Here is a 13,072-nt window from a genome sequence, read left to right as displayed (position 1 = left end):
GATTCGATACGCCCATAGCCCCTCAATAGGTATGATTTTTGCTTTTAATTTCAAAGCATTCCAAAATAGTGCAGCAAATGTGATATTGTTGTGCTTCACGGACGCATTCATCCAACGCCTAACTTCCATAGCTCATTGGCTATAGTTAAGTATCTTAGCTAATTTAGGCGTTGGATTCATGGCTTCCTGCCGGGCGAGTGACCGCCCCCACCGTCACGCCTCGCTCTTTCATTTGCCCGAGCGATGTCCAGACCTTCATGATCGCTAGGTTAACTACTTTGAATAACTTAGGTACCAAGCCTGTCAACCGATCAACCGAACCCAGGCTAAGCCCCATAGCCCCGGGAAGTTATTTGTCGCGTAACCCGAATGAATAAAACCGATTCGATAAGGCCATAGACCCCATCAGTTAGGCATGTTATTTGCTTCTTAATTTTAGTAGCAGCATTCCAAAATAGTGCGGCAAATATGCTATTGTTGTGCTGAATGAAGCCTGATTAATCGACCAAAAAAACATTGCCAATCAAATTTAATTGGAATACTGTTTTAGCTGAGGATACGTCGAAAAGTCACTCTGAAATACCTATCCATAATCCCACTACGCGATATCGTCATGGAAAATAGAAACAAGCAATTCAAATATCCAGGAACAAGGGTAGCCATGGATGGCAATACAGTCGCCATCATGTGCGAACGCGAATCCTCGGATGCCGCAGGCGCCTATCCCATCACGCCTTCCACCCAAATGGGCGAATATTGGGCTGAAGAGGCGGCCAAAGGACATTTGAACATTTCCGACCGCCCTCTCATCTTTATTGAGCCGGAAGGAGAGCATGCCGCGGCTGCCGTGACGGCCGGATTGTCCATGACAGGCTTGAGGTCCACCAATTTTTCCTCCGGTCAGGGCATTGCCTATATGCATGAATCGCTCTATGCTGCCGTAGGAAAAAGGCTGACCTATGTTTTGAACATAGGCGCAAGAGCCATGACCAAAGCCACTCTCAATGTGCATGCGGGACATGACGATTACCATGCGATTGACGATACCGGCTTTTTTCAGCTTTTTGCCAAAAAAGCCCAGCATGTGGCCGACCTGAATATCATCTCCCACAGGATTGCCGAATTGGCCTTGAATCCGGGCGTGATCGCACAAGACGGCTTTTTGACCACCCATCTAATCGAGTCCCTTTTATTGCCGGAACGGGAGTTGATCAAGGAGTATCTGGGCAGGCCGGACGACATCATCGATACGCCTACCCCCGCTCAAAGAATTATTTATGGGGCGAAAAGAAGACGTATTCCTGAAGTGTGGGATGTGGACAATCCGATGATGGCCGGTATCGTGCAAAATCAGGATGCTTATATGCAAAGCGTCGCGTCTCAGCGTCCATTCTTTTTCGACCATATCAAAGAACTGACCGACCAAGCTTTCGAGGAATATTATCACTTAACGGGGCGTCGTTACGCCCGCGTCATGACCTATAAAGCCGAAGACGCCGACTATCTGATCGTAGGCCAGGGTAGCGTAGTCTCTAGTGCCGAAGCGGTGGCGGATTACTTAAGAAAAACTCGCGGCTTGAAAGTCGGCGTGGTGGATTTGGTAATGTTCAGACCCTTCCCGGCGGATCTTTTGGGAAAAGTTTTAAAGGGCCGAAAAGGGGTCGCCATTTTGGAAAGGCTGGATCAGCCGTTGGCGGAAGATCCTCCTATCATGCGTGAAACCCGGGCGGTCATTACCAAATGTATCGAAAACGGCACGCACAAGAAAAATATTCCGTATCCAGACTTGTCTTCCTATTCGTTCAGCGAAATGCCGCCTTTATATTCGGGCTCTTTCGGCATGGGCAGCCGGGATCTTCAACCGGAAGGCATCATTGGCGCAATAGAAAACATGCTACCTAACGGCAAGCATAAAAAACTCTTCTATTTGTCGATCGACTTTATCCGGGAGCATGCCTTCACACCCAAGCAAAGAACCCATCAAGAAGCCATTCAAGAGGCTTACCCGAATGTGAAGGAATTGGCCGTTCGCGGTTCTGAAAACCCAAACCTAATGCCGCAGGGCGCCATTACGGTGAGGTTTCACTCAGTCGGCGGCTGGGGCGCTATCACGACGGGTAAAAATCTGGCGATGACGCTGTTCGATCTTTTGGGCTACGACATCAAAGCCAACCCGAAATACGGTTCGGAAAAAAAGGGTCAGCCGACTACTTACTATCTTGCCGCCGCGCCCGAACCGATCAATATCAATTGCGAATACTATTTCGTCGATGTGGTGCTATCGCCCGACCCGAATGTTTTCAAGCATACCAATGCCTTGGCGGGTCTCAAAAAAGGCGGAACCTTCATTATTCAAAGCGAGCGGAAAACCGCCGATGAAGTTTGGGCCGACATCCCGGTACATTACCAAAAGATGATCATCGACAATGACATCCGGGTCTTTTATGTCGATGGATTCAAAATCGCAAGAGAAGAAGCGACCGATCCGGAATTACAGCTCAGGATGCAGGGCATTGCCTTTCAGGGCGGTTTTTTCGCGGCCTCCCCTTTGATGGAAAAATCCGGACTCAGCGATGTCGCGCTGTTGAAAGCAATAGAAGAACAATTGCAACACAAGTTCGGGAGCAAAGGTCAGCGGGTCGTCGATGACAACATGCGCGTCGTGAAGCGCGGATTCGATGAAGTCCACGAAATCAAAAGCAAAGTCTTAGGCGCTCAAGCCGAGAAAACCAGTGGGCAATTGATTGCGCCGATTCCAAGTCTGCTAAAAACCACCCCGCAGAGTGAATCCAAACTCAGCGATATCCACCGTTTTTGGGAGCAGACCGGTAATTTCTATCTGACCGGCCAAGGCAACGATAATCTAACCGACCCCTTTATCGGTTTGAGCGTGATGCCTGCAACGACATCGCTGTTCAGGGATATGACCGGTATTCGCTTTGAGCATCCGGAATGGGTGGCCGATAATTGCACCGCTTGCGGCAATTGTTACACCGTTTGCCCAGACACGGCCATTCCCGGCTTGGTGAGCGAATTATCGGATGTACTCGATTCGGTTTTGACACGGGTGAAACGAAAACACGACAAACTCGAATTTCTTCCTAAAACCGTCAAACAACTGGAACCCAAAATTCGTGCGCTGTTCAATGAGCCGCACGAGGGGGTCACGGTGAATAACATGGTTAATGAAGCCATCGATGCGGTTATCGAACAAGAATCGAAGGACTCATTACTCTCTACCGAACTGCAATGGTTCCGAGACGAACTCGGCGATTTCCAGTTTGCGCTGACTCGGCCCTACTATGACCTGCACGAAAAGAAAGCAGCTAATAGCGGAGGTTTATTTAGTATCACTGTCAACCCCACGACCTGTAAAGGCTGTATGGAATGCGTCAAAGTCTGCGATGACGACGCCTTGAGAGTGGTCAAACAAACCGATGAATCAATTGCAAAATTGAGAGAGGAATGGAGCTTTTGGAGCGACCTTCCGAATACTCCGAAAAAATTTCATCGCGTTGACGACTTGGAAGAAAAAATAGGTCCTCTGGAAACTATCTTGTTGGATAAAGGCGCCTATCAAAGCTTTGCCAGTGGCGACGGGGCCTGTTTGGGTTGCTCCGAAAAGTCGGTTGTTCACCTATTCATGGCCACGGTGGAGTCCCTGATGATTCCGCGGGTCGAAAAACATGTGGCTTATCTTCAAGAATTGATTGAAAAGCTGGAGAAACATGTTCAACTCAAATTGATGAATACGATGAACGTCACGGACACCGATATGATGTCCAAGATTGTCGCCGAAATGCAGGGCGGGGATCTGACCATGTCCGGGATTGCCCGTAGATTGGAGCATGAAAAAGGCTCCTCTCCGATCGACCAAGAATGGTTGACCGAAACGACGCAAACCATTGCAGGTTTGAAACACTTGCATTGGAAATATACCAATGGAGCCACCGGAAAAGGCCGTTCTACGATGGGCATGACCAATGCGACGGGCTGTACCTCGGTATGGGGCAGTACTTATCCGTACAATCCCTATCCGTTCCCTTGGGCGAATCATTTGTTCCAAGACAGTACTTCCTTGGCCATGGGGATTTTTGAAGGTCATATGGCCAAAATGGCTGATGGATTCAAATTGATACGTAAAGCCGAATTGGAATTGAGTGGAAAATACAATCCCCGCGATCATAACGAATTCTTCAGCTATTTCAATTGGGAACAGTTTTCCGACCAAGAGTGGAAGTTGTGCCCGCCGGTCGTCGCGTTGGGCGGCGATGGCGCGATGTATGACATCGGTTTCCAAAATCTTTCGCGCATGATGGCCTCGGGCAAACCCATTAAAGTAGTGGTCGTCGATACCCAAGTCTATTCCAATACCGGCGGCCAAGCTTGTACTTCGGGTTTTGTCGGTCAAGTCTCCGACATGGCGCAATTCGGCAAAGTCGGGAAAGGCAAATCCGAACCGAGAAAAGAAATGGGGTTGATCGGCATGGCGCACAGAAATACCTATGTCATGCAAGCCACGTTGGCCAACACCAGCCACATGATCGAAGGCTTCATCGATGGCTTGATGACGAAAAGACCCGCGCTGTTCAATCTGTACACCACCTGCCAACCCGAACATGGAGTCGGTGACGACATGGGGGCGCATCAAGCTAAATTGGTTGTCGAGTCCAGAGCCTATCCAATCTTCCGATACAACCCCGACAAAGGCGTGACGCCTCAAGAGGCATTCGACTTGGAGGGGAACCCTGCGATGGACAAGCTATGGCCGACCTATGAACTAAAATACCTCGAAGGCGGTAGACAAAAATCGATGGAAGTTGCGATGACTTTTGCCGATTTTGCCTTGACCGAAGCACGGTTTAGAAAACACTTCCGTAAGGCGCCCCGGGATACCTGGAATGAAAACATGGTGGTTTTGGCCGACTTCCTGAAACTAGACGAATCCGAAAGAGAAGGGAAATTTCCGTTCATTTGGGCCGTGGATAGCAAACAACTACTCAGTCGGGTTTTGGTCTCGAAAACGATCGTACTGTCCTGCGAGGAAAGGAGGGATTTCTGGATCATGTTAAAAGCCATTGCCGGCATCAAAGACGAAAAAGCAACGCCGGTGGAAGATTTGGAAAGCAAAATCCGAGCAGAAGTCGTCGGCAAGATTGCTAAGGGCTTGATGAAGCTAGCCGGTGATGAGGGCTCAGGCATCATGGACTTGGCATTGGATGAAACCGAAACAGAAACATCAACAGGCGCCGCCGAAGTCAAAGCGGATAGCATGGCGCCTTGGCTTGAAACGGAGAATTGCACAGCCTGTGACGAGTGCATCAACCTGAACCCCAATATCTTCGCTTACAACAACGATAAAAAGGCCTTTATCAAAGATGCCAATGCCGGACCTTACAGCGATTTGGTCAAGGCGGCTGAAAAATGTACCGCCGGCGTGATCCATCCGGGACTGCCTGCCGATAGAAGTGCCGCCGATATCGAGAAATGGATCAAAAGAGGCGAAAAATTCAATTGATGCCGTGTTGAAATTTTCTTCAAATACTTTCAAGCATGGGGTACATCCCCCGGAACACAAGGAGGACACGAACAAACTGCCCGTCCGGCAGTTTCCGTTTCCTCCGTTGATTGTCCTTCCGATGCAGCAGCATATAGGCAAGCCAGCTCAGGTTATCGTACGCGAAGGCCAGGAGGTCGCGAGAGGACAGCTACTGGCCAAGGCCGACGGCTATCTGTCCGTTCCGATGCATGCTCCGGTTTCCGGAGTTGTCAGGAAAATTGCCAACGTGCCGGTCATCGGAGGTCAAAAAGCAAGCGGCATTTACCTTGAAACATTCCCTTTTTCCGGACAAGAAGTCGTGGAAGGCATGCCTGTTCCCTTGTCGGCAAGCCCGGAAGCCATTTTACAAGGCATCCAGGATGCCGGTATTGTGGGCTTAGGCGGCGCCGCATTCCCGACCCATGTCAAGTTGAAAATTCCGGAAGGGAAATTCTGCGAGCACTTGATCATCAACGGAATTGAATGCGAGCCGTATCTGACTACCGATCATCGAGTCATGCTCGAACAGGCGGATGATATTTTCACCGGTATTCGGTATCTTCTCAGAGTCACCGACGCCAAGCAGGTCATTATCGGTATCGAAGCCAACAAAAAAGATGCCGCCGATCATTTAGCCGATCGGATTCCGGCTGATTTGCCGGTAAAAGTCAAAGTCGTACCCGTCAAATACCCTCAGGGCGCCGAGAAAATGCTGATTACGGCATTGCTCGGCAAAGAGGTTCCTTCAGGCGGTTTTCCGATCGACGTTCATGCCGTAGCGGTCAATGTCGCCACGACGGCCGAAATCGGAAGATTGTTGCCTCATGGTCGAGGGATTCAAGAAAGAGTGGTCACGATTACCGGCCCCGGAGTCAAGAAAAAAGGCAATTATCTGATTCCGATCGGGACGCCGCTACGCTTTGTATTGGAACACGTCGGAGCCGCAGAAAACCTCAGCGAAATTTATATGGGCGGGCCGATGATGGGCATTTCGGCCTCCGATTTGGATATCTCGATTGTCAAAGGCACATCCGGCATCGTGGTGTTTGGTGATGAAAATGTCAAAAGAAACGACAAAATCTATCCGTGTATCAAGTGCGGCGCCTGTGTCGATGCCTGCCCGATTTCCCTGAATCCTTCGCGATTGGGCATCTTGGCAAAATCCGAAGCTTACGACACGATGGCCGAGGAGTACCATCTGATGGATTGTTTCGAATGCGGTTCTTGCTCCTATGTGTGCCCATCCAATATTCCTTTGGTGCAATATTTCAGAGTGGCCAAAGGAATCGTCAGAAAAAGAAAATCGGCGGTTGCCCATGTTTAGCAAAACCCTACGTATCAGCAGTTCGCCCCATATCAACAAAGGGGTCGGCGTCGATGTGATCATGCGCAACGTAATCTATGCGCTTCTACCGGTTGCGGTCTTTGCTATTTATGCCTTCGGCCTCAATGCGCTTTTGGTGATTGCCACCGCCCTGATTGCTTGCGTACTGACCGAGCATCTATTATGCCGGTTGTCTAATCGCCCCAGCACCATTGCTGACGGCTCGGCGGTGATTACCGGTTTGCTGTTGGGATTGACGTTACCGCCGATTTTTCCATTATGGATGACCTTCATCGGCGGCGTATTGGCGATTGCCTTGGGAAAATTCGTTTTTGGCGGCCTGGGCTACAATGCCTTCAACCCGGCTTTGGTCGGAAGAGCTATTCTACAAGCCGCCTTTCCAGTCGCGATCACGACTTGGCATCCGGCTTTTTTAGAAGACAGGTTTGCGAGCGTGTCCGAATCGGTGCTTGCCTTTCCGTTTGCAAAACCTATTGTGGATGGAGTCTCAGGCGCCACGCCGCTTTCTGCCTTTAAGTTCGATCATGTCACTACCGAAAGTGCGGACTTGGCCTTAGGACTGGTCAGTGGATCGATCGGAGAAACATCTTCCGTGCTGATTGTATTGGGCGGACTCTATTTAATTGCCCGCAAGATGATGAACTGGCGCATTCCTGTCGCCATATTGGGTTCTGTTTATGTTTTAAGCGGCATTTTGTATTGGATCAATCCGGAAATCTACCCTTCTCCGGAATTTATGCTTTTCTCAGGCGGATTGATGCTGGGGGCAGTATTCATGGCCACCGATATGGTGGGTTCCCCAATAACCCCATTGGGCGTTGTGATTTATGGCGTCTTCATTGGACTGCTGGTAGTCGTTATTCGGATTTGGGGCGGCCTGCCCGAGGGCGTGATGTATGCCATTTTATTGGGAAATGCGCTATCGCCTCACATCGACCGACTTATCCGTCCTAAAGTTTACGGGACCTGAAAGGTAAACCCATGAATGCCAATCACCCTGTATCGAGTCAAACCAATTCTTCGGAAGAAAGCAAAAAGATGCTGATTGCGATGGTGAGTATAGGCATCTTTTGTGCTTTGCTTATCGTCCTGGTCTATGAAGGTTCCAAGGAAAGAATTGATCGTTTACGAACCGAAGCGCTGGAAAAAGCGGTTTTCAAAGTCTTGCCGGGCATCAGCAATACACGGATGTTTTTATTGGGAGCGGACGGGAATTTTACGCCTGTCGAAGCACCGGATGGAAAAAATCCGGTAGTCTATGCCGGTTACGACGACGCCGGTAAATTCCTCGGCGTAGCCATCGAGGCCAGCGGCCAAGGCTATGCCGACGTCATTCGGATTTTGTACGGCTACGATCCCCATTCGCAAACCCTCGTCGGTTTTTATGTGCTTGAGAGCAAGGAAACGCCGGGATTGGGCGATAAGATCGAAAAGGATGAAAACTTTCTGGCTAACTTCAAAGCGCTTTCGGTCAAACTCGATCCTGAATCGACTCGGATTCAAAATAAGGTGATACCGGTCAAGCAAGGGGGTAAATCCAATCCATGGGAAGTGGAAGGTATCACCGGCGCAACTATTTCTTCGAGAGCCATCGGCAATATCATCGGTGAAAGTTCGTCAGTCATGGTGCCATTGATATACAATCAAATCGAAAGGTTTAAGGAATATGCACAAAACAACTTCTCGAAACAGTAAGCTTTGTGGAGGTTTGGTGACTCGCTTAACAGGACGCCGTGAATACATCCATGTAGGCTTGACGGCAGCTTTCCCTGCTGCCGACACCTGTCAATCGAGCCACCGAACCCCCTTCCAATATTTGAAGAAGTTATTTGATGCTCGTTCCTAAAGTGAATACGGATTCAAAATGAGTACTCGGATAAGCAATAATACCGACAAAAAGGCCGAGCCAAGCTCCACCGACGAGTTCATCAAAGGGCTTTGGCGTGAAAACCCTGTATTCGTGCAAGTGCTCGGCATGTGTCCGGTTTTAGCGGTGTCTAATACCGCTCAAAATGCGCTGGCGATGGGTTTGGCGACGGCTTTCGTGCTGTTAATGTCCAATATACTGGTCGCTTCTTTAAGAAACTTTATTCCCAAGCAAGTCAGGATTGCCTCTTTTATTCTGATTATCGCCACGTTTGTCACGATCGTCGATTATGCCATTCAGGCCATCAGCGTCGATTTGCATAAAAACCTCGGAGCATTTATTTCTCTGATTGTGGTCAACTGCCTCATACTGAGCCGTGCGGAGGCCTTTGCTTCGAAAAATACCATAGGCAAATCGATCATGGACGCCTTGGGTATGGGAGTCGGTTTCGTATTAGCGCTTTTTTGTCTGGGTGCGGTCAGGGAATTGCTTGGTAATGGAAGCTTGTTCGATGTCGCGATATTTCCGGAATCGTTTCAAGAGTGGATCATCATGATCCTGCCGGCAGGCGGCTTTTTTACGTTGGCGTTATGGCTGGTTGTGTTCAATTATTTCAAAGTCAAAAAAGCGAAAGGATGAATACCGAATCCTATTGGAGCATATTTATCAATGCCAGCCTGGTCAACAATTTTGTTTTGGCCTATTTCCTCGGCATCTGCCCTTTTCTCGGCGTTTCGGGAAAAATGGAAACCGCCACAAAAATGGGGGGAGCGGTGACCTTCGTCATGCTCATCAGTTCCATTTGCGCCTATGGTATCCATGCCTTATTGGTGGCTATCGATGCGCCCTTTCTGCAATTGATCAGTTATATCGTCGTGATCGCCTCCACCGTGCAATTGGTGGAAATGTTTATCAAGAAAATGAGTCCTACTTTATTTAGAGCCTTGGGGATTTTTCTTCCGCTGATTACGACTAATTGCGCGATTTTAGGTTTGGCGCTCTTTCAAACAAACAAAGCCTACAGCTTCAGCCAGAGCCTCGTTTATGCCTTGGGCGCCGGGATTGGATTTACCTTGGCGTTGATATTGATGGCAGGAATCAGAGAACAATTGGAATTTGCGGAAGTCCCCGATGTGGTCAAAGGAACCGCGTTGACCTTATTGGTCGCAGGGATCTTGTCATTGACGTTTATGGGATTTTCGGGCTTAGGCACATAAAACACGGGGGACCGTTAATGACATTTATAATTGGAATCAGTGCCGTAGTATCGATGCTGCTGGTTTGGGTTTGGGTGCAGTCCCGATGGCGGGAAACATTTTCCGAGAACATTTCAGACTCGGACGTTTTAGCCGAAAGGCTAAGCTGCGGCAATTGCGGATGCACCCGGGTTTGCTCAAAAAGCAAACGAATCGATCACGAATCTTCAAAATGAGGCAATAAAGCCATGTCCTATTTATCAGAACTCGATACAAGTAAGCAATACAAAGCCAAGGTCAAAAAAACCGAAAGGCTGACCCCCACCAATGTGGAAGAAATTCGAGAAATATTACTGGAGGTCGACAATCCCGAATTCGATTGTCAGGTAGATCAAAGCTTCGGCGTTCTACTCGAACACAAGAGCGACTTCGGCAATTCTTATCATCATCGGCTTTACAGCGTTGCCGATATTCCGGAAAGAAGCAACGGCAAGTCGCTGATAACGATGCTGGTCAAAAGATGTTCTTATGTGGACGAGTTCAGCGGCGAGCAATATCAGGGAGTGAGCTCCAACTTCCTGTGCGACCGTCGTGAGGGCGATGAAATCACGATTACCGGTCCTTTCGAATTACCCTTTAAAGTGCCCGATGATAAACAGGCCAACATTATCATGATTGGAATGGGTACCGGAATTGCGCCATTCAAGGCATTTATCAAGCACATTTACAGCCAGGAAAAAGAGTGGCACGGAAAAATCCGCTTATTTTATGGCGCGAAAAGCGGACTCGAACTCCTCTATCTCAACGACAAGGACGGAGACCTGACCCAGTATTACGACAAAGCGACATTCGAAGCCTTTCATGCACTCAGTCCAAGGCCGCATTGGGAAGACCCGATATTGCTGGATCACGCGATAGAGCAAAGGGCCGAAGAGATTCTCGAAATGCTCGGTTCAGCCAACACCTATATCTTTATCGCCGGCTATGAAAAGGTGAAAGAAAACCTCGATAAAGCCTTTATAAATATTATGGGGTCCAAGGAAAAATGGGAAAACCGAAAAGCCGAACTGATTGCCGGTAAAAAATGGGCCGAGGTGATCTATTGATGTCTGGATCGGATAGATAGACATGACCATTCTCATCGCTTTGCTTGCGCTTGGAGGATTAACGCTGGTATTGGCGCTGATGCTCATCATTGCCAACAAAAAACTGTATGTCTACGAAGATCCAAGAATCGATGTAGTGGAAGGCATGCTGCCCCATGCCAACTGCGGTGCTTGCGGATACCCCGGCTGCAGGCCATTTGCGGAAGCCTTGGTCAAAGGCGAAATGCCGCCGGCCAAATGCAGTGTAAGCAGCGAAGAAGGACAAAAAGAAATAGCACAATTTTTGGGCGTGGATGCCGGCTCGGAAGAGAAAAGGGTCGCGCGCTTAGCTTGTGCCGGAGGTAACAATGTCGCGATCAATCGTGCCAGATATGAAGGAATATCAAGTTGCAGAGCGGAGGCCTTGGTTTCAGGGGGAGGCAAAGGGTGTTCTTGGGGCTGTTTAAGCCACGGAGATTGTGAAAAAGTCTGCGATTTCGATGCCATCACAATGAATGCCTTCGGTTTGCCGGTCGTCGATGAAGCGAAATGTACCGCCTGCGGAGACTGTGTCGAAGTTTGTCCGAAGGATCTTTTTTCGATACACCCCGTCAGCCATAGACTATGGGTAGCCTGTAAAAGCCTGGAAGCAGGCGATGGGGTTTTGGAAGAATGCGAAGTCGGCTGCACGGCCTGCGGCAAATGCGCGATGGATGCCCCCAGCCTGATCACGATGATCAACAATTTACCCGTTGTCGATTATTCCAAAAAGCACCAAACCCAAGCCCCCATCCAACGATGTCCTACGGGCGCTATCGTTTGGCTGGAGGAAAATGGAGATGTTATTAAAGGCGCTGAAGCCAAAAAAATCATCCGCAAAGGGAAATTGAAAATGGGGGAAAGCTGATTTTTTTGAGTTTGAAATAGTTTCGAGGCGCCCCCCTCCTGCCAAGGCGTTCTAGTGTGCAAAAAAGCTTTTCTCCCTCATTATCACTCCAAATATTTCGAGGTTATGTTACCTGCAGCCTCCCTGCGATGTTTTCTTTAATTAATACGTAATGTCTTAGCTTACTTCTGAGCCGGTTCTTATAACAGAGGTAGTAAATTATTAATTAGTAATGCTTTTTCTGCCTTGACAGCCAGGAAAAACTTAGCGATTATCCAAACGCTGACCCTAGGATACGATTTCGTCATTGTTGTCAATAAAGAATCAACTCTTGGGTTAGACGAAAAGTCATTGCGTAAAATAACAATAATCAATTAATGAGGGGAGATTTGAATGGACATTTTTACAACACAACCCGGTCTGGAAATGCTGTTTCGATGGGGACATTTTTTGGCCGGAATAACCTGGATTGGGTTGCTTTACTATTTTAATTTCGTGCAAGGGGAATATTTTAAAGAGGCGGAAGCTTCGGCTAAGTCGGATGCCGTTCAAAAGCTGGTCCCGCGCGCATTATGGTGGTTTCGCTGGGGAGCCATGCTGACTTTTCTAACAGGACTCGGCATTATGGGAATCCGCGGCAGCGGGTGGTCGGTCGATATCTATATCGGCGCTATGCTCGGGACTTTGATGTTCTTAAACGTTTGGTTAATCATTTGGCCGAATCAAAAAATAGTAATCGCATCCACCGAAAAAACCGCGAAAGGCGAAGCGGCCATACCTGAAGCGGCTGATGCAGCAGCGCAAGCGGGGCTGGCTTCTAGGACGAATGTATTGTTTTCAGTCCCGATGTTATTTTTCATGGGCGCCTCCGCTCATTATCCTCATTATGATTCCGGAACGCTCGGTATCCTTTTGATTTTCGGGGCGATTCTCGGTCTCCAATACAATGCGTCACGCAAGGCGCTTTCCCGATTCGGTTTTGCGCAGAAATTGCCGCCTGCCGGTTTCATGGGGCCATTGGCAAGTGTAAAGGGTGTAATCCATTCCGGTTTAGGTTTGGCCTTGGTTTTTGTACTTATTTTAGAGTTAATCTAAATACTTCGCGCGGGGCGGGTTATTCAACCCGCTCCGAACGTTTTGATTTGCTTTAGCCA

The 13,072-nt window shown here is 48.8% G+C and carries 9 protein-coding genes; all 9 read left to right on the top strand.

From position 1 onward, the window contains the following. Positions 1–661: 661 nt before the first annotated feature. The 9 genes from ACINK7_RS01945 to ACINK7_RS01905 all read left to right on the top strand — a co-directional run bounded on the left by ACINK7_RS01945 (position 662) and on the right by ACINK7_RS01905 (position 13,013). On the top strand, positions 662–5,518 hold the full coding sequence (locus tag ACINK7_RS01945) for a 2-oxoacid:acceptor oxidoreductase family protein (protein WP_404359531.1): 4,857 nt from the start codon (positions 662–664) through the stop codon (positions 5,516–5,518). Then, the gene (gene rsxC / locus ACINK7_RS01940; protein ID WP_404359529.1) at positions 5,469–6,863 is read left to right on the top strand and encodes an electron transport complex subunit RsxC; all 1,395 of its coding nucleotides are present in this window, start codon (positions 5,469–5,471) and stop codon (positions 6,861–6,863) included. Before ACINK7_RS01945 ends, rsxC begins: the two co-directional genes overlap by 50 nt. Further along, positions 6,856–7,854, top strand: a complete 999-nt coding sequence (locus ACINK7_RS01935; RefSeq protein ID WP_404359527.1) for an RnfABCDGE type electron transport complex subunit D — start codon at positions 6,856–6,858, stop codon at positions 7,852–7,854. The genes rsxC and ACINK7_RS01935 overlap by 8 nt, the downstream gene beginning before the upstream one ends. 11 nt (positions 7,855–7,865) lie before the next feature. Beyond that, positions 7,866–8,579 (top strand): FMN-binding protein, encoded by a 714-nt coding sequence (locus ACINK7_RS01930; protein ID WP_404359525.1) that lies wholly within the window; start codon positions 7,866–7,868, stop codon positions 8,577–8,579. A gap of 169 nt (positions 8,580–8,748) precedes the next feature. Then, positions 8,749–9,390, top strand: coding sequence for an electron transport complex subunit RsxE (gene rsxE / locus ACINK7_RS01925; protein WP_404359523.1), 642 nt, complete (start codon positions 8,749–8,751; stop codon positions 9,388–9,390). Beyond that, positions 9,387–9,968: an electron transport complex protein RnfA gene (locus tag ACINK7_RS01920; RefSeq protein WP_404359521.1), complete on the top strand. Its 582-nt coding sequence runs from the start codon at positions 9,387–9,389 to the stop codon at positions 9,966–9,968. The genes rsxE and ACINK7_RS01920 overlap by 4 nt, the downstream gene beginning before the upstream one ends. 227 nt (positions 9,969–10,195) lie before the next feature. Then, the gene (locus tag ACINK7_RS01915) at positions 10,196–11,053 is read left to right on the top strand and encodes a ferredoxin-NADP reductase (RefSeq protein WP_404359519.1); all 858 of its coding nucleotides are present in this window, start codon (positions 10,196–10,198) and stop codon (positions 11,051–11,053) included. Positions 11,054–11,075: 22 nt separating this feature from the next. Next, positions 11,076–11,939: an RnfABCDGE type electron transport complex subunit B gene (locus ACINK7_RS01910; RefSeq protein ID WP_404359518.1), complete on the top strand. Its 864-nt coding sequence runs from the start codon at positions 11,076–11,078 to the stop codon at positions 11,937–11,939. Positions 11,940–12,311: 372 nt separating this feature from the next. After that, the gene (locus tag ACINK7_RS01905) at positions 12,312–13,013 is read left to right on the top strand and encodes a urate hydroxylase PuuD (protein ID WP_404359516.1); all 702 of its coding nucleotides are present in this window, start codon (positions 12,312–12,314) and stop codon (positions 13,011–13,013) included. Positions 13,014–13,072: the final 59 nt, after the last annotated feature.

The sequence above is a fragment of the Methylotuvimicrobium sp. KM1 genome, from assembly GCF_044788715.1.
In the GTDB taxonomy this organism is placed as follows: Bacteria; Pseudomonadota; Gammaproteobacteria; order Methylococcales; family Methylomonadaceae; genus Methylotuvimicrobium.
Note: the sequence above shows the minus strand (reverse complement) of the source record. Positions and strands in the feature narration are given on the sequence as shown.